This is a genomic window from Thermovirga sp. (assembly GCF_017656375.1).
Classification (GTDB): domain Bacteria; phylum Synergistota; class Synergistia; order Synergistales; family Thermovirgaceae; genus Thermovirga.
The window spans coordinates 22,053-45,173 of record NZ_JACDOB010000005.1; the positions used below are offsets into that span (position 1 = coordinate 22,053).

The window sequence follows — 23,121 nt, forward strand, 5'->3', positions numbered from 1 at the left end:
GTTTACAACATACTTGAGAAATTCTACTACCCGGGAGGAGGATTTGTTTGTCAAACCTAAAAGATAAAAATCGCTTCATAATAGTTTCAAATCGCCTTCCCATAAAGATGGAGAAAGAGGCTAACTCCTGGAGGGTAAGCCCTTCTGCTGGAGGGTTAGTTTCAGCATTGAGCCCTATCCTCAAAAACAGAGGGGGCATCTGGATAGGCTGGACTGGAACAACAGAGCGTATAGGGTTAAGGCCTTGTCGGGAAATACTTGATAATATGTCGAAGGAAATAGGATATCGTATATTTCCGGTGATGTTAACAGAAAACGAAGTTTCTTTGTACTATTACGGCCTCTCTAATGAAATCATATGGCCTCTCTTTCACGATTTGCCAGGTCTTGCCAACTTTGACCCTACTTACTGGAGAGCATACCGCAAGGTCAATGAAAAGTTTGCGAGGGCCGTAGCAAGGCACAGCAGAAATGAAGATCTAGTATGGGTCCACGACTATCAGTTGATCCCGCTGGCTCAAAAACTAAAAGAACTAGGTATCGAAAGAAGATGCTTTTTTTTCCTGCACATTCCTTTCCCCTCTCCCGACATTTTCATGAAAATGCCTTGGCGATACGAACTTCTATCTGACCTATTGGAATATGAATTCATCGCATTTCAAACCGCTCAGGACCGAAGAAATTTCATAAGCTGCCTAAACAACATGCCTCAAAAACTCAAGACTTCCGGCAGAGGACCGGTAATTGAAGTTACAGAAGGGGAAAAGAAAATAAAAGTTGCTTACTTACCCATAAGTATTGATTTTAAGAGCTTTACGAGAATGGCCACCTCTGAAAAGGTCTGTGCCATGCTTAAAGATTACAAAAAGAAATTGCACAGAAAAACAGTGATCCTCGGAGTAGATAGGCTAGATTACACAAAGGGGATCCCTTTGCGGTTGAAAGCCTTTCAAATGGCATTAGAGAAATACCCGCAACTGCATGAAAACGTCACACTTGTGCAAATAGTTGTGCCAAGCAGGGAAGAAGTGCTTGCTTATAGTGAACTGAAAAACAACATAGAAACGCTTGTAAGCAGCATAAACGGAACGTTTACTACTCCAGGATGGGTACCTGTACACTACATGTACCACCCGGTACCTAGAGAGGAACTTGTCGCCTTGTACAGGCTCGCTGACGTGGCGTTGGTGACTCCCTTGAGAGATGGCATGAATCTGGTAGCAAAAGAATACTGTGCGTGCAAAATAGACAACGATGGCGTCTTAATCTTAAGCGAATTTGCAGGAGCTGCCGCACAAATGTACCACCATGCCCTGATAGTGAACCCATATGATACAGAAAGAATGGCAGACCTTATCCTAAAGGCAGTAGAAATGCCAACAAAAGAGAAAAAGAGTCGCATGAGAAATTTAAGGAAAAAACTCAAGGAACAAGATGTTTTCTGGTGGGTGGACAATTTCCTGCGCGCTGCAACAGGCAAAGCCCTAGTTGACTTTCCCGAAAAAGAACTGCCTCCCATACTTTATGCCATTTCGCCTAGAGGAAGATCATAAAGCATATTACTGGTCTTTTTCAATCTTTAATATCACCTCCCGTGTTCGGGGCCCATCAAACTCACAGAAAAATATTCCCTGCCATCTACCTAGCAAAAGCTTGCCACCTTCTATTATCACTCTTTCACTTACACCTACAATGGAAGACTTGATATGAGCTGCAGAATTGCCCTCTATATGTCTATATCCATCTTCAAAGGGAATTACCTTATTTATTTCATTTATGAAGTCCACACACACATCTGGATCAGCAGCCTCGTTTATGGTTACAGCCGCCGTCGTGTGAGGAACAAATATTGTACAATACCCACTTTTTACACCACTTTTTTCGACGGCCATCCTTACTCTTTCTGTAATATCTATCATTTGTGTTCTTTGAGTGGACCTGACATTCAATTTCATCAACATTGCGTCTACCTCCTAATCTAACTCGAGAGTACAATAAATGTATCTCAAATCTACACATAATAACAACCGGGGGGAAATCATGAGCGTAACTTTGGTTTTTCACAGGGATTTATCGTATTTGCTAAAAAACCACAATGAAAGCAACAAACAAAGCACGGTAAGGACTCTTGACAGAATCGCATCGGTGAAGGATTTAATAGAATCTCAAGGCGTGCCTCATACAGAGGTTGGAAGTATAATTTCAAATGGAACAGATAAGTCCTTTGATTACATACCTGTGGATGGGGAAGTTATACACGTTTACCCTTTGACTCCTCCAGTAGATGTGGAAAAATCTACTCTTCTGAGAGAAAATCCAGTTAAGGAAATATCCTTTATAGTCGACGTAAATGTAGGAAGGCTTGCCAAGCTCCTCAGGCTTTTGGGGTTTGATACTCTATACAACCCTGATTGGTCAGACAAGGAGCTGGCAGGCATAGCCGTCAGGCATAATAAAATACTTCTGACCAAAGATCGGGAACTTTTAATGAGAAAGACCGTAACATGGGGGAAATTGATACGCTCAATTTCCCCCTGGGAACAGCTATTCGAAGTAATACTGTTCTACGGCCTGAAAGACCAAATTAAGCTTTTTTCGCGGTGCACATCTTGTAACAGCCTTCTTGTTCCTGTGACAAAAGAAAAAATTGTAGATCAGCTCGAGCCCCTTACCAGAATTATGTATAACGAGTTCACCCAGTGCCCCAAATGCGGTAAGGTGTTTTGGAGGGGCTCTCATCATCAGCATATTCTCAAAAAGCTGCAAAATATAATGACCACAAAATGATACAGCCTTATACCCTCGCGCAAGCCCACTTCCCTAGAGCTTCTGCTATCCTGCTAGCAGCTTCAGCTAAGACTTCCGGTTCTCGCACTAAAGCTATTCGAACATACCCTCGTCCCTTTTCTCCAAAAGCTCTACCTGGCGTCACAACTACCCCGGTTTCCCTTATGCAAAATTCGACAAAAGAAACATCATCATCACAATTAGGGACTTTTGTCCATATGAACATGCTGCCCATGGGAGGGATAACTTCCCAGCCCTTCTCCGCTGCCGATTGTATGAAGGCGTCCCGCCTATCCTGATACATTTGCCTTGTTCTTGCAATTATTGCATCCCTGTCAGGGTGAGTTAAAGCTTTTATGGCTGCTTTCTGAACAGGCATAAACAGGCCGTAATCTATGTTGCCCTTCAATCGACCAAGGGCTTTTACAAATCTTTCATTTCCAACGACGAAACCTATGCGCATGCCTGCCATATTAAAGGTCTTTGAAAAGGAATTAACTTCCACTGCTACGTCTAAAGCACCTTCAACCTCTAGCACGCTGGGTGGCCTGAAACCATCGAAGGCAAGCTCGCAATAAGCATTGTCATATATAAGCCAGATGTCATGCTTTTTGCAAAACTTAACTGCATCCTCCAAAACATCCAACGTAGCTCCAACACCAAGGGGATTGTTGGGGTAATTCAATACCAAAAACCGCGCCTTTTGCGCCACATCCTCTGGAACCCCAGAAAAATCCGGCATGAAGCCATTTTTTTCTTCCAGCGGCAAATTCCACGAGTGTCCGTCAACCATGTTAGGCATGTAGTGATAGATGGGGTAACCTGGATCAGGGAGGATACAAAGGTCTTCTTGCTCCATGGTCACTAACGGGAAGTGGGCAAATCCCTCCTGAGAACCCCAAAGGGGCAAAACCTGGTTTTCAGGCTCGAGAGAAACTCCAAACCTGTCCTTGTACCAATCAGCAATGGCCTCCGGCAGTTTGGGGTCAATAAAGGGATATTCGTAAGATTTATCCTCCTTGGCAGACTCCAAAAGTTCCTGGAGTATTGGGTTTTCTGGCCGCCTATTGGGACTTCCTACCCCCAAGTTTATAATCTCTTTGCCATCCTTTCTCGCCTGGGCTATCCAATTCTGTAAAAGGCAAAAAACCCCCTCCTCACCTGCACCAACGCGATTCGCAATATACGGCATATATATTCCTCCCCTACTTCGGATTCACATATTGTACTGCAACTCTTTATCAAAACATACCACTATTTTGAAAGGCCTTCAATGGCCACAAGTTTATCCTCTTCAACACGACAATAGGCCAAGGCTCTTTTCTAATGACAATGTGGAGGTGACAATATCACTGTCCGGTAACAAAACACAATTAGAAAGATTGACACGGAGTATAAAACGTGATATAAACCCCCCAACAACATAAAGCATACAATTTGTTTTCGGAGGCAGAAATACAGTGAATAATCAAACTATCAGTATAAATAATAACAGCGCTTACAGCTTCTTCTTTTTTACCGGCACGGGTCCCGTTCGCAGGACTGGTGCCAGTTAGGCGCTGGAACCAAGCGAACTGAGGGCCCCCACAGGGAAGTGGGGGCCTTTTTTTATACCTAATAATAAAATTTAGAGGAGGAGATATATGATGAAAGGAAAGGCCAAATCAAACAGGGAGAGAAAGCTTCGCGAGCTTGTGAAGAGAGTTTGGGAAAATGTCCCACACTACAGGGCAAAGATGGAGGATGTTGGAGTAACGCCTCATGATATATCCACCGCCAGAGATTTATGGAAACTCCCCTTCACGACGAAAGAAGACCTTAGAAATACTTACCCCTCGGGGCTTTTAGCATGTAGCAAGGAGAAAATTGTCAGATTTCATGCATCCTCCGGGACTACTGGTAAACCAACGGTCGTAGCTTATACTAGAAATGACCTTCAAACATGGACTGATGCCATGGCTTCTTGTCTGAAAAGGGCAGGTGTAACTAGTAGTGATGTAGTACAAATAGCTTACGGATACGGCCTTTTCACTGGAGGGCTAGGGCTCCATTACGGTGCAGAGAAGTTGGGATGCGCTGTTATTCCCGCATCTGGTGGCTTTTCTGAAAGGCAATTGATGCTTATGGAAGACTTGGGCACTTCGGTTTTGGCGTGCACTCCTTCATACGCCCTTAAACTATCCGAAATGCTCCAGCAAAAAAACAAGGCACTGAAGCTACGGCTAGGGATCTTTGGCGCTGAGCCCTGGTCCGAGACATTACGAAAGACCCTGGAAGAAAACTTGAAAATTACAGCCCTGGACGTGTATGGGTTGTCGGAAATAATGGGACCTGGTGTAGCCATGGAGTGCCCTGCTAAAATGGGCCTTCACCTTGCCCAGGACTTCTTTCTTGTGGAGATCATAAACCCTGAGACTGGGCAACCTGTAAAAGAAGGAGAAGAAGGGGAGCTCGTAATAACGACTTTAACAAAGGAAGCCCTACCCCTAATTCGATACAGGACAAGAGACATAACCAAAATTCTGCCTGGCAAATGTGATTGCGGCGACAGCAGTACGCGTATTGCCCGTATAAGGGGAAGATCTGACGAGATGCTCATCATAAGAGGAGTAAACGTCTTTCCTACTCAAGTTGAAACAGCTTTAGGCAAAACTTTTGGTCTTTCCTGCCATTACTATCTTGAGGTCACAGGCTCTGAGGGGCACAAGGATCTCCACGTATACTCAGAAATGCTGGAAAACCTTTCTCCTGAAGCAGAGGAACGCCTAAAGGCGAAAGCTATATCTAATCTGCACAATATTTTGGGCATAAGAGTTGAACTTCACCTTTTACCTCCTGGAAGCATAGAAAGAAGCGACGGCAAATCAAAACGGATAAGAAGTACACTATGAAAAGGCAAGAGGCTTATTTCGCGGGGGAAGAGGCGCCCTTCTCCCGCTTTGCCCTACGTAAGGGCGTTTTCAACTTCCCCGGATCTGAGCGGTCAAGGGACATTAGAGCTATACCGGAAAGCACCATAGCACCTCCTAAGATCGCAGAGGTTTCAGGCTTTTCTGACAAAATAACGAAAGCCCACATCATGGAAAAAGGAACCTCGCTCATAGTAGCAATCGATGCGGCATTGCCTGATATGAACCTCAACGACAAGATAAAAATGCCGTAAGGGATGAGGGTGCAAAATATAGCAAGGTAAAGAAGCACAAACCAAGCTTTCAGAGGAAGATACAGCAAAACTCCCAATCGTCCAGAACAAACGGCCAAGACGGTCATCATGGCCGTCGCCACGAAAAAGGTCCTAGCATACATGCCCAATCTATCATCTCTTCCTGGACCGAAGTGCCCATTTAGAACATACATGGCGTAACCCACCGCAGCCGCAAGGGCAGCAATAAGGCCCACAAGGTCTAAGGTTCCTTCAGCTTTTGCTCCACCTACAGCTTTCCATATCCCCAATAAAGCCATCAAAAACGCCATAAGCTGCAGGAGGGTCACCTTGTGGCGCCCTAAAAGCCAGCTTCCAACCATTACCCAACAGGGAGCACTATAATATATGACCATGGAGAGCCCTATGGAGATTCTAAGAAAGGCCACATTGAGTCCCAAACTGCTCAAAAGCATGCCCGCAGAACCGAGGATGAAAAGTGGGCGCTTCCAGTTCCATGTCCCTACGCTCCGCTTTTTGATCACGAAAAACAAGACCAAAGAACATACGGCATATCTCACAAAATTGACAGTCACAACATCCAGGTTCCACTGGCTGGCTATTCTGAACGCTGGACCCGTTGTACCCCACAATGAAGACGCCACAACGGCAAGCAAAAGCCCCAGCAAATACAATTTCTCACCCCCCGACACCCTTTATTGTACACTATTTAAGATTCCGTGTCAGGGCAATACGTTAAACAGAAATAAAGCTTTCCGCCATGTTATATATTGTTTCCATTGTTTCCACCAAATTTAATGCCAGGTCCTCCAGCACATGGGCCTGAGGCTCTCTGCAGCTTAAACAGAAAAACACTTTATCGTCAAATACGAGATATCTGCCCCCAAACCCATCCTCCACAACAGGGCCATAACAAACCAATTCAAGCCCATCAGTACTGCTGGTGCTGGTAGCAATTACAGAGTGGTTAAGAATCTTCCAAGACCTGGACTCAAACAAGGAAGGGGCTTTTTGTATGTCCAGATTGAACATGTCCCTGTGCTCATAAATGCTCTTTAAGCCAAAAAGATGCCTTTCTACTCCCTTCGCGGATTTACACTGAACTATGCGCTTTTTATGTGTTTCCTTAGCCTTTAGGAAAGCACCCATTTTTTTGTCAACAGAGGCAGTAGGGTTCAGCATGGTCATGACAAACTCCTTGGACTCAGAAGTGACGGTCCGTAGGGCCTCAGTTCTACCGTGATAGAAATGGCGCATCATGACAGTCTCATAAGAGTTCACGAATTCCCCAGAAATTTTGTAATGAGCCAACTGAAGGGCCAACTGGCAAAAAGCATCAGGAGATAGCCCTCTAGAGCGAAGAGATGACCTTCCGATTCCCTCCAGCTCTATCACGCGGAAAAAACTTTTTGCCTTAGCTGAGGCAAGCCATTTTTTGGCATCTACAAGCTTTTTTCCTAATATATCATTTAAATATAAAATACCTCTTTCCCAAAGCAGGCAATCTTCCTTGCTGAAGGAAACATATTTTTGCTCTCTAGCCTTAGACACCAAATAGGAACAAAGCCTAACCATAATGGATCCATCAATGCAAGTGTGTTCCATGGTAACACCTACCTGGCCGTCCTTAAATACAATAATACTAAAGGATTTGTCGAGCCATCTGTTCTCCCCTGAGCCAACAAGCCCCTCTATGGGAAATTGCTTCAGGCTTCGGGGTGAGGCATCATCGAAGGACATAACAAAAAGAGACGATTTTATTTTTTCCAATGTCGGCTGATTCAGCTCTACCCTTTCCAAATCCTCCCATATAGCAGCCCATTCTTCTCTTGGGAGAGCTGTAAAAACTCCTGCTCCCTTTAGGCCTTCTTGAAGCTTTAAATTGTCCAATATATACAAAAGGCCGCTGGCGATCCGTTCTACAGGCAGGACATTGCCATCTTCATCCAAGATATGGACAAAAGCGATGTTCCCCTCAGACATAATTGTTATATGGGTAGGGAATGGGGCATTTCCAGCAGCGCAAAAACTTATTATCTCATCAACTTTTTTTCTTGGAATCCGTGTGGTACCGAAAAGTAGTTCATATTGGGACATGCACAGCATTTGGCCGTGATCCCAATCAGGGGTAAGCTCTTTCCGTCTTATGAGGTCGTAGAACTTCCCTGCCCAATGGCAAAGGCTAGCGGCTCTCCATATTCTCTCCAACTCACTACCTGTCGGAGCCAAAGCAAGCTTATAAAAGACATTATCACTATACAATGGAAGGGAACGCCTTTCGGAAAGATAAGCTTCGATCCAAAAGGGTTCCAACCAATTTGCCACATCCTCCCTCTGAGCAAATTTAACAAGCTCTCTTTGGAGCAACAAACCCGAGCTGTTTTCGGCCAGCAGCTCAGCCATACATTTTTTAGCCTCTTCCAGCACATCTGCGGATACAAAAGGAGCAATCCATGGAATGTACCGTTCCTTAGTCTCCTCAAGAGGTGGTACTGGCAGCTTGGGCATATTTCGCATACACTTGCCTCCTTCTCAGATAAAGTTATACAAGGTCAATATATTCATCTGGGGTAACTGAGGCTTCTACAGTTCCTTCCGGGTAAACGTACACGCAAGCAGTGGCAGAGAAAATTACACAGCACTTTATTCCTGATTTTTTTGCATAATCCATTACTTCTACAATGACCGAGGCATACCCTTCATAGGTAATGCGCTCTCCTTCATAAGGGCGAGAGCACGCCACCACGAAGCCGTTATCTATGGGATCTAAAGAGGAGGACATGAAATCCACAAATTTCACAAGCCGCAGCAAGGGCTTTGCGCCCTCTATAACAATATAAGGATATTTCACCCTGCTTACAAGCTCGTACTCTCCCTTTGCGGGATTGCGAACTACTACGTAGGACTTCCCCCCTGTCGTCATCCTGCTTGCCATCGAAATCCCCCCTCGGAAGGTTGAGCAAAGCACAACCACATCTCTGGCAACCAATAAAAGCTCTCTTCTTGCTATTTATTACTTTACCCAAATAGCGTACTTTTACTAAGGATTTCTGTCAATATTTTTCGTGGCTCTCCATAAATTGATTGTAATGTTTTGACCTTTTTGATAATATCCCCCGTGTAGTTAAAAATGCTGTAGGCTTAGTTAAGGATACAATAGTGTTCTCTGTTTCAGCTGGCTATGATTACTTTACAAACCATATGCTCTGCGCGAGAGCTGTTAATTGGCAAGACGATGGTGAAAGGGGAGCCTTGGTAAGCATCATGGATCAACATAAAGATAAGAGACTCTTTGTAGAAGAAAACCTTTTTATATATGAGGAAATATTTGAAACCTCCCTAGACGCAATAGCCATTCTAGACAAAAGTTCGAGGGTATCTAAAATTTCCAAAAGCTTTTCAGAAATTTTTGGCTACAGCAAGAAAGAAGTCTTAAATAGAGAAATAATCGACTTCATATACGAACAAGATAAGCTGATCGTAGAAAAGGAAACAAAACGCAGACATTCTGGATACAAGGGAGATTACGAGATACGCTTTACCCACAAAGATGGATTTCCCATCTGGTGCCGAGTGGCAGCTTCGGGATTTTTCGATAAACAAGGCAATTACTACGGATGTTTAGCAATGATTTCCGATATTACTGAAAGGAAACAGTTGCAAAAAGAGATTATAATGCAGAAGACTTTTCTTGAAACCATCATACAAAAACTACCAGAAGCCATTGCCGTCCTAGATAATGAACACAATATAATAACCATAAATGAGGCCTTTACGAAACTATTTGGCTACCAGCTTGAAGAAATCAAGGGGCAAAACCTGGATGATGTGTTAGACAGAGGAAAAGAAAAAAGCGCTAACCGCGAAAAAACATTGGACGTTCTTTCTGGCAAGGAAGTTACAGATAAAGGATTTAGATACTCAAAGGACAGAAAACCTCTCTACGTGAACGTAAAAGCCTCGCCTATCATTATTGATGGGGAAATTGTTGGGGCAGTCTCTATCTACATAGATACGACATCACAAAAGGAATATGAAGCATACCTAGAAAAAGCATCCCTACATGATTCACTGACTGGACTTTACAATAGGACTTTTTTAAATAGACAATTAATTATTTTACAGACAGATGACAATAATTTCCCTGTAACTGTAATCATGGCTGATATGGATGGGTTAAAGGATATAAACGACACTTATGGCCATACAATAGGCGACAAGTACCTTAAAAAGTGCGGAGAAATTTTTTCAAGTTGCACACGACGCGGAGACATAGTTGCAAGGATCGGAGGAGATGAATTTTGCATTTTAATTCCATCTGCAGATGAAAAATTAGCACAAAAGGTTATAAGGCGCATTACAGAAGCAGTAGAAGCTTGCAATAAAGGCAAAAAACTGCCTGTGCCTCTTTCCATCTCCCTGGGGTACTCCATTGCTCAAAGCAAAGCCGACCTGCCTGATAAGGCGCTTAACGAAGCGGACTCTTTCATGTACCGCAACAAGGCAATCAAAAAGGCTGTAAATAAATCCAAAAACGAAAAGCCCCATGCCTAAAGTATAGGCATGGGGCTTGTAATTAAAGCTATCTTTCTTGCCAAACAGGCTTTCTTTTTTGAAGAAAAGCATTTAGGCCTTCTTTGGCATCTTCTGCAAGCCCTAATGCCGTAAACTTTTCTCCGGCAAGTTCAATAGCTCTTTCCAAAGGAAGGCTTTCCATTTGCTGCAAGCCTCGTTTGCCGGTCCTAACCGCCAAGGGGCTTTTTTCAGCAAGTTTACGCCCAAGGCGTAAAGCTTCTTCCAACAAATTATCTTGAGGGACCACCTTCCATACGAACCCCATCTCATAAGCCTTCTGGGCAGGGATAAACTCCCCTGTCAAAACATACTGAATAGCCCTTTTGGGGCCAATCCACCTGGACAGTTGGTAACCTGGCTCAAGGCATATCAACCCCACGTTTACGGCAGTTGTGCCAAAGACCGCATTATCTGCTGCCACTATGAAATCACACGCCAAGGCTAAACCTGTCCCATTAGCCAAAGCATACCCTTGAACCGCTGCAATTACGGGCTTGGCCATTTTAAAAAGGGTAAAGTTGTGTTCGTCCATTAACCTTAAAAATTCCCTCAAAGTGTGCCTTTCCTGAGCAAGAAACTCCTTGAGGTCAATCCCCGTGGAAAAATGTTTACCTGCAGCGTCCATTACTACTACCCTTACCTTTTTATCCTTTTCCATGGCCTCTAGCGCCTCGTTGAGTTCTCTTGCCAATTCTACCGTGAAAGTATTCATACTATCAGGCCTGTTCAGGGTAACCCTACCTATTCCACCATCAAGCACCGAAACTAGCACACTTTTTGTGTTATCCAAGATGACCACCTCCATTCTTAAATAAGAATAACGCCTTCCTGGAGAAATTTACAAATAGGAGTTCTATTGACACCTTTTTGCAGTTGGTGTAATTTTATAGCTGCATATATGGGACAGATTGTCCCGTTTTTGGAGGCCTACAATGCAATATCATACTAAGAGAATGGATCATGTAGAAAAAATAACTCGTGTAATGGAAGTGCTCTGCAGGGACAAAGCCACGTACAGCCTTAGGGACTTGGAAAGGTTGACGGGTATTCCAAAGAGCACTCTCCATCGCCTTTTGACCTCTCTGGAAAAGCAGGAATGGGTCTATAAAGACGCTTCAACTGGAAGCTTTAGGCCTGGCATAAGGTTCTTCCTCTTGAACAACCGGACCTGTTTTTATCAGGAGCTCATAGGGAAAGCCCAAGAACAGATGGAAAACCTCGTAAAACAAACAGGTAAAACATGCCTCATGTGTGTTCTTGAGGGAAGCGTTGGGCTTTGCATCCACAGTGTAGAACCTCCTTACCCCGTTAAATACGTTGCCCATAAGGGTATGGCTATTCCTCTTTATGCAGGAGCTTCTGGAAAGGTTCTTTTGGCTTTCTGCAATGAATCACTGAGGAGAAAAATTCTCACAGAAGGTCTTCCTCCCGAGGTAGACCGCAAAGAATTATTGGCTCAGCTGGAAGCCATCCGTGAAAAAGGCTACGCTTTCAGCAGGGAAGAGTGGATCCCTCATGCAGGAGATATTAGTGCTCCCATTTTCGACCGCAAGGGTAATTTTGTGGCCCAAATAGGCGTGGCAGGCCTTGCAACCAGTTTCGAGGGACGTGAGGATGAAATAGCAAAAATGGTAAAAGAGGCAGCCAAAAATATAGGCTGCTCCATCTAATTAATAACAAAAATAAAGACACGGAGGTAAGTACAATGGCAAAACAGCTAATTGAGTGCGTACCAAATTTTAGTGAAGGTAGAAGGAAAGATGTCATTGAAGCAATAGTTGAACCTTTCAAAAAACAGAAAGGATGCTACCTCTTCGATTATCGTGCAGACGAAGATCACAACAGGTTGGTCGTCAGCTTGGCCGGCGAGCCCCAGCCCATCTGCGACGCGGTACTTGAAGCCTCAAAAATCGCCATGCAGCACATCGACATGAACACCCATCAGGGCGCTCACCCAAGAATCGGTGCAATCGACGTAATACCCTTCACTCCTATAAGCAACATAACAATGGAAGAGTGCGTAGAATTGGCCAGAACCTTTGGAGAACGCTACTACAACGAACTCAAGATTCCCGTATACTATTACGAAGAAGCGGCCATAAGGCCTGATAGGACCCGCCTTGAAGTCATCCGTAAAGGACAATATGAGGTGCTAAAAGAAGAAGTAGTAAAGCCAGAACGCCATCCAGACGTAGGAGAGCCAAAACTTCACCCAACTGCAGGAGCGACAGTAATAGGAGCAAGAAAGTTCCTCATAGCCTTCAACGTAAATCTCAACACAACCGATGTCAGCATCGCCAAGGCCATAGCCAAGAGAGTGAGAGCCTCCGGCGGTGGATTTACGGCAGTTAAGGGGATCGGCTTAGCCTTGGAGGATAAAGGGCTCGTTCAGGTAAGCATGAACATAGTAGACTACGACAAGACAGCCATTTACAGGGTCTTGGAGTTCATCCGCATGGAAGCCGCAAGGTGGGGAGTCACCATAAATGGCACAGAAGTCTACGGCATGATCCCCGCTGCAGCATTAATCCAGAGCGCTGAATATTACCTACAAATCGACGACTTTGATCCTTCTCAGGTCTTAGAGTTGAAGCTCCTTGAACTTATGAGAGAGGAAGATTAATTATGCTTACAACCCTGTTTCGCAACGCTGCCATATACACTCCTGTTGATGAGGGTAAACCCTTGGCAGGCAAGCTCCAGGGACAGGTGAGGTCGTGGGAAAAAGGGGCTCTCCTCTGTGACAAGGGGGTAATAATGGCGGTAGGCCCTGAGGAAGAAGTCCTCTCAAAAGCCAAGGAACTAGACATCGACATGGAAATAGACTGTCAGGGTGCGTGCATGATACCAGGGTTCGTAGATCCTCATACTCATATTTGTTTTGCCGAACGTAGGGAAAAGGAATTTTCCATGCGCCTTGCAGGCGCCTCGTACCTGGACATCCTAAAGGCTGGAGGCGGCATACTCTCTTCAGTCCGGGCCGTGAGAAATGCTTCAGAGGAAGAGCTGCTCGCTACAACGTTGGACAACGTCTTGACAGCGTTGAGCTTTGGTACCACCTCCATGGAGATTAAAAGCGGCTACGGCCTAGACACGGAAACAGAGCTTAAAATGCTCCGGGTAATAGACAGAATAGGGAAAGAAACTCCTCTGGATGTGGTGCCCACTTTCATGGGCGCTCACGCCATACCTGAAGAATACAAGTCAGACCCTGAAGCTTTCGTTAAGCTACTTATCGAGGAGATGATTCCAGCGGCAGCTGACCAGAACATTGCTCAATTTTGCGATGTTTTCTGCGAAGAAGGCGTTTTCTCCGTGGAACAGAGCCGAAAAATTCTTTTGGCTGCCAAAGAACATGGCTTTAAGCTGAGGATACATGCCGACGAAGTCCATGACCTAGGTGGAGCTGGACTCGCTGCAGAGTTGAGGACCACATCTGCAGAGCATCTTCTGGCAGCTAGCGAAGAAAATCTCAAGGCCATGGCCGAAAGCGGAGTAATAGCTAACCTGCTGCCTGCGACGGCCTACAGCCTGAAAAAACCTTACGCAAAGGCAAGGAAGATGATAGAACTGGGTGTCCCCGTGGCTCTCGCCACAGACTGCAATCCTGGTTCAAGTTACACCGAATCGATGCCCTTTGTCTTCGGCCTCGCTGTAATGAACATGAATCTCACCGTCGAGGAGGCGCTGGTTGCCTCCACGTTGAATGCAGCCTGGTCAATAGGCCTAAATCATAAAGTAGGAAGCTTGGAAGTAGGAAAACAGGCAGACTTCCTGCTCCTGGACGGTGAAACGCCTGCCATACTGGCATACCACGCTGGAGTCTCTCCGGTAATGGAAGTTTACAAAAAAGGCATCCACGTAGCCTAGATAAAAGACAGGAGGTTATAAAATGAAGCTATCAGAACTTACCATAAAGGCGTTTACAGATGAACTTGCTTCCTCCTCTCCTGCTCCTGGTGGAGGTAGTGTCGCAGCTTTAGCAGCATCCTTGGGCTCTGCCCTCTCATCCATGGTAGGAAGACTGACTGTCGGTAAGGAAAAGTACCGCGATAACTGGGAAGCCATGGAAAAGGTAATCGAGACTGGAGATACGTTGAAGGATAGATTCCTCCAGCTGATGGAAGATGACACCGAGGCGTTCAACGACTTCATGGCCGCTTTGAAGATGCCCAAGGACACTGAAGAACAGAAGGCTGCTCGCACGAAAGCCATGCAGGAAGGGCTCAAAAAAGCCGTCAAAGTGCCTCTTGAGACGTTGAAAGCCTGCAAGGCAATGGCAGAAATTGCCCTGACTGCCACGCAAAAAGGGAATCCCAATGCCATTACTGATGCAGGCACAGCAGTGCTTCTTGCCAAAACTGCAGGGATTGCCGCTGCATATAACGTAAGGATAAACCTTGGAAGCATAAAGGACGAGGCCTTTGTCTCAGAGGTAAGCCAGGAAGTAAAAGAGACGCTGAAAAGCATCTTTGAGATAGCAGATAAGGCTGGGGAAATAGTGGAACAAGCCCTCGTATAGGCGAGGATTTTAGCAAAAAGCAAAAGGAGGGGATTAGTAATGGATCTTAACTTTCTCAACGGAGAAGCCATGACCATAAAACTGGATGCTGAGCTCCCTGAGTATCCAGAATTTGTACCTGGAATAAGAAGGGCACCAGACAGAGGGTGGACCTTGAATCAGAAAGAAACAGAGCTCGCATTGAAGAACGCCCTCAGGTACGTACCGGAGGAACTTCACGAGAAACTTGCCCCTGAGTTCATGGAAGAGCTCATGACAAGGGGGCGTATCTACGCTTACAGGTACCGTCCTGCGGGGCGCATCTGGGGCAAACCCATTCACGAGTACAAGGGCAAGTGCCTTGCCGGTAAGGCGTTTCAGGTAATGATAGACAACAACCTTGACTTTGATGTCGCCCTCTATCCTTACGAACTCGTGACATATGGAGAAACCGGGCAAGTTTGCCAGAACTGGCTGCAGTACAGGCTCATCAAAAAGTACCTTGAAGAGCTAACGGAAGACACCACATTGGTTATAGAGAGCGGACATCCCGTGGGACTCTTTAAGTCAAGGCCAGATGCCCCTAGGGTCATCATCACCAATGGCCTTTTGGTTGGCATGTTCGACAACCCCAAGGATTGGCACAGGGGAATGCAGCTTGGTGTTACAAACTACGGCCAGATGACAGCAGGCGGTTGGATGTACATAGGCCCCCAGGGAATAGTACACGGCACCTACAACACCATACTCAACGCAGCTAGGCAGCAGTTGGGTGTAGGCCCTAAAGATAACCTGGCAGGCATTCTCTTTGTCTCCTCAGGCCTTGGTGGCATGAGCGGAGCCCAGCCCAAAGCTGTTGAAATCGCAGGCGGCGTTGGCATCATCGCAGAAGTGGATCCTTCAAGGATAGAGACCAGAAGGAAACAAGGATGGGTAAATGAGGTTACCGACAGCTGCGAAAAAGCCTTTGCCATGGCCAAGGAAGCTGCCGATCAGAAGCGCCCCTTGTCAATTGCGTACCATGGTAACATAGTAGACTTACTCCAATACGCCGTGGACAACAATATCCACATTCCTCTTCTTTCGGATCAGACTTCCTGCCATGCACCATACGAGGGTGGCTACTGCCCCGTAGGGCTCACATTCGAAGAAAGGACCAAGATGCTTCACGAAAATCCTGAAGAATATCGCAGGAGAGTGGACGAGACCCTCAGAAAGCACTTTGAGCTCATCAAGACTTTAACTGAGCGTGGAACCTACTTCTTCGACTACGGTAACTCCTTCATGAAGGCTGTTTTCGATGCTGGGGTTAAAGAGATCTGCAAAAACGGCAAAGACACCTACGACGGGTTCATCTGGCCTTCCTACGTTGAGGATATCATGGGACCAGTGCTCTTTGACTACGGCTACGGCCCCTTCCGCTGGGTATGCTTGAGTGGAGATCCAGAGGACCTCAGAAAGACCGACAAGGCTGCAATGGAGTGTATAGATCCTAACCGCCGGGCTCAGGACTACGACAACTGGATCTGGATCAGGGACGCAGAGAAAAACAAGCTAGTCGTAGGAACTCAGGCCAGAATCTTGTATCAGGATGCAGAAGGCCGACTCAAGATAGCCTTAAAGTTCAACGAAATGGTAAGAAAGGGAGAAATTGGCCCTGTCATGCTTGGAAGGGACCATCATGACGTTTCGGGTACTGACTCACCATTTAGAGAGACTTCCAACATTAAGGATGGCAGTAACATAACCGCTGACATGGCAATCCAATGCTTCGCAGGTAACGCTGCAAGAGGCATGACCCTGTGCGCCCTTCACAACGGTGGCGGAGTAGGCATAGGCAAGGCTATCAACGGCGGCTTTGGCATGCTGCTTGACGGGTCTGAGCGGGTTGATGAGATATTGAAGTCCGCCATGATGTGGGACGTCCTCGGCGGTGTAGCCAGAAGGGCCTGGGGACGCTGTGAGCACGCCATGGAAGTAAGCCGAGAAATCAACAGCAAGTACAAAGACAGCTATCACATCACCCTGCCATACGTGCCTGACGATGAACTAGTCTCCAAGACTGTCGCTGAAGCAATAGAGAAACACAAAAAATAAGATAGCAAAAGAAAAGCGAACGAAGGTCCCGGCAGGCTTTGCCGGGACCTTTCAATAGGGAGGCAGGCCAAATGGAGCTTTTTATAAGTCCACCTCTGTCGGAGTGGTTTTACAGTCGAAATGACCCATCTGATCCGAGGCTGGGAGACCTGATAAAACCTGTAGAAAAAGACCTTCAAGAAGAGATCAAGAAAGCTCATATAGCTATCCTGGGGTTCCCAGAGGACCGGGGAATAATAGCGAACGGCGGTAAGGCTGGCGCATCCTTGGGCCCTGAATACATACGAAAGGCCTTTTACAAACTAACTCCCGGCTTCGGCAATGCCTTCATGAGCTTGAGCATAATTGACCTAGGGAATATAATACCTGGCCAAACCCTGGAGGAGAGTCACACAAGGCTCAAGGAGGCTGTAAAAGTAGTCGTAGAAAATGGGGTTTTCCCCATAGTTTTGGGGGGAGGGCATGACCTTTCCTTTGCAGGTTTTTGTGGCCTAGTAGAAGGCCTTCAGCTAGGTGAAAAGGCCCTTGGGGGAATCAACGTAGACTGCCACCTGGACGTACGAGAATATCACGATAAAATAACAAGCGGAACTCCCTTTAGGCGGGCACTGGAAGAACTCCCCAACCGTGCCCTGAATCCAAGAGCCTTCGTTGAATTTGGGATACAGGAGCCATATAATTCCCCCTACCACTACGAGTGGATAAAAAAACAGCACGTAACGGTAATGACCTTGAACAACATAGGCAACAGGCCTATAGAATTCTTCTTGGAGGCCTGCCGCATTGCCAGCGAAGGCACAAGGGCCGTAGCACTCTCCATAGATATAGATTCAGCACGAAATCACGAAGCGCCTGGGGCCTCGGCCAGCAATCCAAGGGGATTCAAGGCACCGGAACTGGAAAGAATAGCATATATAGCTGGAAGAACCGGAAAAATAAGGTACCTGGACATAGCAGAGATGAGTCCTCCCCTAGATCAAGGGGGCCGCACTGCTTCTTTATGTGCGGGGATCCTCTTTTGGTTCTGCAAAGGCTTTTCCGAAAGGGCATATTTGACATAAAACAAACGCCATGTTAGGATTGCTCAAAATGATATCACGAGGAGCATTTACGCGATGAAGATAAATAGTTTCAAGTTTTGCTGTTGTAGGCAGATGGTTAGTTAACCTCTGCCGCAGCCGGAAAGGCTGCGGGAGAAAAAGCCCGCATGTGCCTTCCGGCCAACAAAATAAACTGAACCGATAAGTGATAAGAAGCGGGCTTTCTTTAAGGAAAGCCCGCTTTATTTTTCAAAAGGCAAAGAATAAGGAGGTGAGGTCCGTGGAAAGCGGTTGTGGCTGTTGTAGGCCAGTCATCAAAGAAAAACACAATTTTAGCTATTTAAAGATAAGGAGGAATAAAAACATGGGAATTATAAAAGACATAATAGCAGATTACAAGGCCATAAGAGATCAAGACCCCGCTTTCCGCGGGGGGATGCTAGGTTTTCTGGAGATAATATTCTGCTATCCTGGCTTTCACGCTCTTTTGGTTCATAAACTAAACCACTTTATGTATCAAAAACTGAAGTTAAGGATTTTACCTAGGCTCATAAGCTTAATAGTGCGATGGATCACCGGCATAGAGATCCATCCAGGAGCAAAAATAGCTGGTGGCGTCTTCATAGACCACGGTATGGGAATAGTAATAGGCGAAACCGCCACAGTAGGGCAAGGAGTGACCATATATCAAGGAGTCACCCTCGGTGCTACCGGCAATGAAAAAAGTTTCCAGAGGCACCCAACCATCGGTGATGGCACCATCATAGGAAGCGGTGCCAGGGTTCTGGGCAATATAACTGTAGGGGCAAACTCCAAAATAGGAGCTAACAGCGTGGTACTTAAAAACATTCCTCCCAACAGTACAGTGGTCGGAATCCCAGCTAAGATCGTCAAAATAAATGGCATGAAGACCGTGTCATTACAAGAGCCAAATCAGGACCTTTTGAACAAAATAAATAAACTTCAGAAAGAAATAGAAATTCTTAAGGACCAACTCAAAATGATTGAGAAAACTGAAGAAATTTTTGACGGAAAGGTGGTAATTTAAATGATATCCATCAACTCTTTACCTTTAGCCAAATTGATAGGCAGAACCCCCATGTATCAGATAAATCCCATAAAAAATGCTGCTAAAATCCTCATAAAGCTTGAAGGCAACAACATTGGAGGGTCAATAAAGGACCGAGCAGCCTGGGGTATGATGCAATTTGCAGAAAAAGAAGGAAAACTGCAAGATCAAACCGTAATAGTGGAACCTACCAGCGGCAACACTGGCATAGCCTTAGCCATGTTGGGCTCTGCCATGGGGTTGAAGGTCATGTTGACCATGCCAGAATCCATGTCAAAAGAGAGACAGGGCATACTCAAAGCCTACGGAGCGGAGCTAGTCCTGACGAAGGCAGGAGAAGGAATGAAAGGCGCCATCAAAGCCGCTCATGAAATAGCCAATAACACACCCTTTGCCTTTATGCCAGACCAGTTCTCCAACCCAGGGAACCCGTGGGCTCATTCGGTAACCACTGCCCCAGAAATACTGAGGGATCTAAACGGCAAGGCTCCATTCGCTTTCGTCGCTGGCATAGGAACAGGAGGAACCATCTCAGGAATTGGCAAGGTATTAAAATCCGTTTTCCCCTCTACAAAGGTCATAGGTGTCGAGCCAGCCAAAAGTGCTGTGCTATCCGGCAGAGCCCCAGGCCCTCATGGCATACAAGGCATAGGAGCCGGGTTTGTACCCCCCAATCTAGACCTTGAAGTGGTGGATGAAATAATAGCTGTAGAGGACGAACAGGCATTCGATATGGCCCGATGGCTAGGGAAAAAGGAAGGGTTGTTCTGCGGTATATCCTCAGGAGCAAATATTTGGGCTGCTATGAAAATCGCAGAAACTGCTCCACCTGACGCTGTAGTAGTAACTATCGCCCCCGACAGAGGAGATAAATATCTTAGTGCTTCGGTGTTCAACTGACGTAACATGGGGCGGTAAACCTCAACCGCCCCAACAACCATTACATTATTATAAATAACGCCAAAAGACATATGCGGCAGAAACCGCCAAAGTTGCTAACATTAAAACCATCCCTCTCGCAAGGAAGGTCTTAAAATCCAGTTTGATGCCAGCCTTATTAGCAACACCTGCCATAACTAGGTTAGCTGATGCACCCACCAAAGTTCCATTGCCACCTAAGCACGCCCCAAGAGCCAGGGCCCACCATAAGGGCCTCGGATCGTATCCTCCAAGTTGGGAAATATGTTTGACCAATGGAATAACTGCTGCAGTATATGGAACATTATCAACTACCGCAGATGCTACACCTGATGCCCATATCAAAATCATCGTCAATGCCCTGAAGTGATCGCCAAAAAGGGAAAACATCTTCGTAGCAAACAACTCTATCACGCCGACATGCTCAAGGGTACCTACAAGCATGAAAAGCATGGAAAAGAACAAGATAGTCACCCAATCCACGTCCAGTAATATTTCCTCCACGTCAACGGGACACACTATCAATGCAAGGGTCGCCCCTGCAAGGGCTATTGTGGCAGCTTCAAAATGAAGCATCCCATGCAATATAAAACCAACTAAGACAAGAGCCATTACAAATAGCACTTTAACAGTAAGAGCTGGATCGTGAAGCTTTTTCGGAACAGAAAACTCTCCTTTCGACATTTCTCCATCTCTTTTCGGCCTCAAGTCATTGCCATACCAAAAATAGAGCAAGCCAAAAAGGACAATCATGGACAAAGCCACTGGCGGGCCCAGGTTTATTATGAACTCATTAAAAGTAAGGCCCGCAGCTGAACCTATCAGTAGGTTAGGAGGGTCTCCGATGAGGGTTGCAGTACCACCTATGTTTGAAGAGAAAATCTCAGCAAATATGAAAGGCATGGGATTTATCTCCATGACATCCGCCACCGCCAAGGCTATCGGCCCCACCAACAGTACGGTTGTCACATTATCTATGAGGGCAGACACTACTGCCGTAAGGGAAGCCAAAAAAACCAAAAGTATCCAAGCGTTCCCTTTGCTGTAGCTTACTGCCTCAGCAGCTATATGCTGGATGAGGCCAGTTTTTTTAAGTATGCCTACCAAAATCATCATGCCCAGCAAAAGCCCAATGGTGTTGAAATCTATAAAAGAGAAAATCTCACTTTGTTCAACCAATTGCATTAGGAGCACCAGTGAGAAACCCAACATTGCTGCTTTGAGTCTGTGAAGTCGCTCCGTAATTATGAAAGCATATGTAAGGCAAAAGATAATAAGAGCAAGTAACTGGACACGATTCAAGAATATCATCTCCAAAAATCTATAAATTTGCTAAATTGGCCCTCGACGGGGAAAAATAGTACTCCTTTTTTCCATTTTTTCAAGCCAAACCCAATAATTCTTGATTGCTCTACAATATATAATAGGATTTTCTAGTTCCCTATCAGCCCTTCCAACTTCACAGCCATACCCCTGTTCAATATTTTTAAGATCTCTACCTCCTTGGCGGCACCTTCTCTGTTCCCCAAGAGCAGGAAAGTTACTCCCTTGCCAAAATGGCTGTCAGGAAAGTTGGGCTCCAGGGCAAGGGCCTTTTCGAAGGCCTCCATAGCTTCTTCGTAGTGATCTACTCCTATAAGGGCAAACCCCAAGCTGTTGTACGCCCTGTAGGACTGGCTATCCGCTTCAACTGCCTTCTGGGCTGCATCAAGAGCCCTTTGGTAACTTTGAAGGCGAAGGTAGGTCTGACTGAGGTTGTTCCAGGTTTCCACCGAGGTTGGATCCAACTCTCCTGCCCTGGCAAAGGCTTCAGCCGCAGCATTGTACTGCCTGTTCGAAAAAAGCATGACTCCGAAGTTGTAGAGCAGCTTTGGATTATCCGGATCTTTGGCTATGGCTTCCTTGAAGACTTCTGTACCTTTATCGGCCATTCCCATTCTCCTATAGGCAAATGCCAAGGCCACTTTTGCATTGGTATAATCAGGCCTTAGTTCTAGGGCTTTGTTGTATTGGGCTATAGCACTCTCATAATCACCAAGGGCTTTTTGAGCTTCGCCAAGGTAATAATGGTTTTGAGGGCTTTCAGGAGCAAGAAGAGCTGCCTTTTGAAGATATGAAAGGGCTTCCTGCGGCCTGCGCTCTGCTAGAAGGAGCCTGCCTAGATTGGACCACCCCAAAGAGAAGCTTTCATCTACTTCCACTGATTTTTTAAATGCCTTCTCGGCCTCAGAAAGTTTTCCCATTTTCCAGTAAAGGTTTCCTAAACTGTTATGTATTTCAGGCATATTGTCTTTAAACTTTAAGGCCTCCTGATATTCCCTAAGGGCCTGGTCAAATTCTTCTTTGCTTTCCAAAACCACTCCCAGGTTATAATGCGCTTCCGCTAATGTAGGCTTTAATTGCAGTGCCTCTTGTAAAAGCTCTTCAGCATCATCAAGCCTTCCCTCCGAAGCTGCATCTATGGCTTTATTAACGAGGTTCTCTGCTTCGCCTGCAAAAGCAGCTCCTGTAGCAAAAGCGAAAATCATAAGACCTGTAACTAAAAGCATAAAAACTTTCTTCATCATTCACATCCCCTTTCATGGGCGACCTAACCTTCTTTTGGCCCATAAGTCTGCCTCTGTTTCCTTCTGCTCTTTAAATCGAAACCACCACTTGGCATCTTTGGTAGGAACAGGAATATTCTGAGTGTGATGCTCAAGCTTCAGATGGGCTATTTCATGAAGGAGTAGGAATTCAAACAGTTTCTCTTCTGGCACATCCCTATTCCCCCACTTGGAATAATATGATTCGGGTGAAAAGGCTTCCAGCATCTCTACTCGAGCAACTCCTTCAGAAGGGATCGTTATACGGGCGAACATATCTGCTCCAAGGTATGACCTGAAATCCACCTCTACTCCCCACTCGGAAGCCATCTGCTTGAGCCTTTTCTTTTCTGAGGTGGTAATTCTTATAACGCCTTTTCTCAAGG

General features: G+C 45.8%; 21 protein-coding genes. 12 read left to right on the top strand and 9 right to left on the bottom strand.

Features of this window, described 5'->3' with window-relative positions; translation table 11 throughout:
• Positions 1–47 precede the first annotated feature (47 nt).
• Positions 48–1,553 carry a trehalose-6-phosphate synthase gene (locus H0Z23_RS03215; RefSeq protein ID WP_296867523.1) on the top strand — a complete coding sequence of 502 codons (1,506 nt, stop codon included), beginning with the start codon at positions 48–50 and terminating at the stop codon, positions 1,551–1,553.
• Positions 1,554–1,559: 6 nt separating this feature from the next.
• Here the strand turns inward: H0Z23_RS03215 and H0Z23_RS03220 are convergent, their stop codons facing one another.
• Complete coding sequence (locus H0Z23_RS03220; protein ID WP_296867524.1) at positions 1,560–1,961, bottom strand: secondary thiamine-phosphate synthase enzyme YjbQ; 402 nt, start codon at positions 1,959–1,961, stop codon at positions 1,560–1,562.
• Between the two features lie 79 nt (positions 1,962–2,040).
• On the opposite strand from H0Z23_RS03220, the gene H0Z23_RS03225 reads away from it, so the two are divergent.
• Entirely contained in the window at positions 2,041–2,787 is a 747-nt protein-coding gene (locus H0Z23_RS03225) for a Mut7-C RNAse domain-containing protein (RefSeq protein WP_296867525.1), read from the top strand.
• A gap of 7 nt (positions 2,788–2,794) precedes the next feature.
• Here H0Z23_RS03225 and H0Z23_RS03230 read toward each other — a convergent pair whose 3' ends face one another.
• The gene (locus H0Z23_RS03230) at positions 2,795–3,979 is read right to left on the bottom strand and encodes an aminotransferase class I/II-fold pyridoxal phosphate-dependent enzyme (RefSeq protein WP_296867526.1); all 1,185 of its coding nucleotides are present in this window, start codon (positions 3,977–3,979) and stop codon (positions 2,795–2,797) included.
• Positions 3,980–4,430: 451 nt separating this feature from the next.
• Between H0Z23_RS03230 and H0Z23_RS03235 the strand changes: the two genes are divergently transcribed.
• Positions 4,431–5,678: a phenylacetate--CoA ligase family protein gene (locus H0Z23_RS03235; RefSeq protein ID WP_296867527.1), complete on the top strand. Its 1,248-nt coding sequence runs from the start codon at positions 4,431–4,433 to the stop codon at positions 5,676–5,678.
• A 13-nt stretch (positions 5,679–5,691) separates the two neighbouring features.
• Here the strand turns inward: H0Z23_RS03235 and H0Z23_RS03240 are convergent, their stop codons facing one another.
• The 3 genes from H0Z23_RS03240 to H0Z23_RS03250 all read right to left on the bottom strand — a co-directional run bounded on the left by H0Z23_RS03240 (position 5,692) and on the right by H0Z23_RS03250 (position 8,885).
• Complete coding sequence (locus tag H0Z23_RS03240; protein ID WP_296867528.1) at positions 5,692–6,624, bottom strand: EamA family transporter; 933 nt, start codon at positions 6,622–6,624, stop codon at positions 5,692–5,694.
• A 61-nt stretch (positions 6,625–6,685) separates the two neighbouring features.
• Entirely contained in the window at positions 6,686–8,467 is a 1,782-nt protein-coding gene (locus tag H0Z23_RS03245; RefSeq protein ID WP_296867529.1) for a choline/carnitine O-acyltransferase, read from the bottom strand.
• A gap of 25 nt (positions 8,468–8,492) precedes the next feature.
• The gene (locus H0Z23_RS03250) at positions 8,493–8,885 is read right to left on the bottom strand and encodes a hypothetical protein (RefSeq protein ID WP_296867530.1); all 393 of its coding nucleotides are present in this window, start codon (positions 8,883–8,885) and stop codon (positions 8,493–8,495) included.
• A gap of 329 nt (positions 8,886–9,214) precedes the next feature.
• Here H0Z23_RS03250 and H0Z23_RS03255 point away from each other — a divergent pair, with 329 nt between their 5' ends.
• Entirely contained in the window at positions 9,215–10,504 is a 1,290-nt protein-coding gene (locus H0Z23_RS03255; protein ID WP_296867531.1) for a GGDEF domain-containing protein, read from the top strand.
• A 28-nt stretch (positions 10,505–10,532) separates the two neighbouring features.
• Here H0Z23_RS03255 and H0Z23_RS03260 read toward each other — a convergent pair whose 3' ends face one another.
• Positions 10,533–11,315 carry an enoyl-CoA hydratase-related protein gene (locus H0Z23_RS03260; RefSeq protein ID WP_296867532.1) on the bottom strand — a complete coding sequence of 261 codons (783 nt, stop codon included), beginning with the start codon at positions 11,313–11,315 and terminating at the stop codon, positions 10,533–10,535.
• Positions 11,316–11,457: 142 nt separating this feature from the next.
• Between H0Z23_RS03260 and H0Z23_RS03265 the strand changes: the two genes are divergently transcribed.
• From H0Z23_RS03265 to cysK, 8 genes are all read left to right on the top strand, one after another.
• Positions 11,458–12,195, top strand: coding sequence for an IclR family transcriptional regulator (locus H0Z23_RS03265; RefSeq protein ID WP_296867533.1), 738 nt, complete (start codon positions 11,458–11,460; stop codon positions 12,193–12,195).
• A 35-nt stretch (positions 12,196–12,230) separates the two neighbouring features.
• Entirely contained in the window at positions 12,231–13,148 is a 918-nt protein-coding gene (ftcD, locus tag H0Z23_RS03270) for a glutamate formimidoyltransferase (RefSeq protein ID WP_296867534.1), read from the top strand.
• A 2-nt stretch (positions 13,149–13,150) separates the two neighbouring features.
• Positions 13,151–14,395, top strand: a complete 1,245-nt coding sequence (gene hutI, locus H0Z23_RS03275) for an imidazolonepropionase (protein ID WP_296867535.1) — start codon at positions 13,151–13,153, stop codon at positions 14,393–14,395.
• Between the two features lie 22 nt (positions 14,396–14,417).
• The gene (locus tag H0Z23_RS03280; protein WP_296867536.1) at positions 14,418–15,047 is read left to right on the top strand and encodes a cyclodeaminase/cyclohydrolase family protein; all 630 of its coding nucleotides are present in this window, start codon (positions 14,418–14,420) and stop codon (positions 15,045–15,047) included.
• Positions 15,048–15,086: 39 nt separating this feature from the next.
• Positions 15,087–17,123 carry a urocanate hydratase gene (locus tag H0Z23_RS03285; protein ID WP_296867537.1) on the top strand — a complete coding sequence of 679 codons (2,037 nt, stop codon included), beginning with the start codon at positions 15,087–15,089 and terminating at the stop codon, positions 17,121–17,123.
• Between the two features lie 71 nt (positions 17,124–17,194).
• Positions 17,195–18,184: a formimidoylglutamase gene (locus tag H0Z23_RS03290; protein ID WP_296867538.1), complete on the top strand. Its 990-nt coding sequence runs from the start codon at positions 17,195–17,197 to the stop codon at positions 18,182–18,184.
• A gap of 343 nt (positions 18,185–18,527) precedes the next feature.
• A complete protein-coding gene (gene cysE / locus H0Z23_RS03295; RefSeq protein ID WP_296867539.1) occupies positions 18,528–19,211 on the top strand; it encodes a serine O-acetyltransferase in 684 nt (227 codons plus the stop codon).
• On the top strand, positions 19,212–20,132 hold the full coding sequence (gene cysK / locus H0Z23_RS03300; protein WP_296867540.1) for a cysteine synthase A: 921 nt from the start codon (positions 19,212–19,214) through the stop codon (positions 20,130–20,132).
• Positions 20,133–20,180: 48 nt separating this feature from the next.
• On the opposite strand, the gene H0Z23_RS03305 is transcribed toward cysK, so the two are convergent.
• The 3 genes from H0Z23_RS03305 to H0Z23_RS03315 all read right to left on the bottom strand — a co-directional run bounded on the left by H0Z23_RS03305 (position 20,181) and on the right by H0Z23_RS03315 (position 23,119).
• The gene (locus tag H0Z23_RS03305; RefSeq protein ID WP_296867541.1) at positions 20,181–21,461 is read right to left on the bottom strand and encodes an ArsB/NhaD family transporter; all 1,281 of its coding nucleotides are present in this window, start codon (positions 21,459–21,461) and stop codon (positions 20,181–20,183) included.
• Between the two features lie 122 nt (positions 21,462–21,583).
• Positions 21,584–22,717, bottom strand: a complete 1,134-nt coding sequence (locus tag H0Z23_RS03310; RefSeq protein WP_296867542.1) for a tetratricopeptide repeat protein — start codon at positions 22,715–22,717, stop codon at positions 21,584–21,586.
• Positions 22,718–22,729: 12 nt separating this feature from the next.
• Positions 22,730–23,119 (bottom strand): ImmA/IrrE family metallo-endopeptidase, encoded by a 390-nt coding sequence (locus H0Z23_RS03315; RefSeq protein WP_296867543.1) that lies wholly within the window; start codon positions 23,117–23,119, stop codon positions 22,730–22,732.
• Between the last annotated feature and the right edge of the window lie 2 nt (positions 23,120–23,121).

What these genes read in the sequence shown, in the direction of transcription:
- hutI (WP_296867535.1), top strand. Translation starts at nt 13,151, where the DNA reads ATGCTTACAACCCTGTTTCGCAACGCTGCCATATACACTCCTGTTGAT.
- H0Z23_RS03265 (WP_296867533.1), top strand. Translation starts at nt 11,458, where the DNA reads ATGCAATATCATACTAAGAGAATGGATCATGTAGAAAAAATAACTCGT.
- H0Z23_RS03235 (WP_296867527.1), top strand. Translation starts at nt 4,431, where the DNA reads ATGATGAAAGGAAAGGCCAAATCAAACAGGGAGAGAAAGCTTCGCGAG.
- ftcD (WP_296867534.1), top strand. Translation starts at nt 12,231, where the DNA reads ATGGCAAAACAGCTAATTGAGTGCGTACCAAATTTTAGTGAAGGTAGA.
- H0Z23_RS03285 (WP_296867537.1), top strand. Translation starts at nt 15,087, where the DNA reads ATGGATCTTAACTTTCTCAACGGAGAAGCCATGACCATAAAACTGGAT.
- H0Z23_RS03245 (WP_296867529.1), bottom strand. Translation starts at nt 8,467, where the DNA reads ATGCGAAATATGCCCAAGCTGCCAGTACCACCTCTTGAGGAGACTAAG.
- cysE (WP_296867539.1), top strand. Translation starts at nt 18,528, where the DNA reads ATGGGAATTATAAAAGACATAATAGCAGATTACAAGGCCATAAGAGAT.
- H0Z23_RS03220 (WP_296867524.1), bottom strand. Translation starts at nt 1,961, where the DNA reads ATGTTGATGAAATTGAATGTCAGGTCCACTCAAAGAACACAAATGATA.
- H0Z23_RS03230 (WP_296867526.1), bottom strand. Translation starts at nt 3,979, where the DNA reads ATGCCGTATATTGCGAATCGCGTTGGTGCAGGTGAGGAGGGGGTTTTT.
- H0Z23_RS03255 (WP_296867531.1), top strand. Translation starts at nt 9,215, where the DNA reads ATGGATCAACATAAAGATAAGAGACTCTTTGTAGAAGAAAACCTTTTT.
- H0Z23_RS03280 (WP_296867536.1), top strand. Translation starts at nt 14,418, where the DNA reads ATGAAGCTATCAGAACTTACCATAAAGGCGTTTACAGATGAACTTGCT.
- cysK (WP_296867540.1), top strand. Translation starts at nt 19,212, where the DNA reads ATGATATCCATCAACTCTTTACCTTTAGCCAAATTGATAGGCAGAACC.
- H0Z23_RS03290 (WP_296867538.1), top strand. Translation starts at nt 17,195, where the DNA reads ATGGAGCTTTTTATAAGTCCACCTCTGTCGGAGTGGTTTTACAGTCGA.
- H0Z23_RS03225 (WP_296867525.1), top strand. Translation starts at nt 2,041, where the DNA reads ATGAGCGTAACTTTGGTTTTTCACAGGGATTTATCGTATTTGCTAAAA.
- H0Z23_RS03310 (WP_296867542.1), bottom strand. Translation starts at nt 22,717, where the DNA reads ATGATGAAGAAAGTTTTTATGCTTTTAGTTACAGGTCTTATGATTTTC.
- H0Z23_RS03305 (WP_296867541.1), bottom strand. Translation starts at nt 21,461, where the DNA reads ATGATATTCTTGAATCGTGTCCAGTTACTTGCTCTTATTATCTTTTGC.
- H0Z23_RS03250 (WP_296867530.1), bottom strand. Translation starts at nt 8,885, where the DNA reads ATGGCAAGCAGGATGACGACAGGGGGGAAGTCCTACGTAGTAGTTCGC.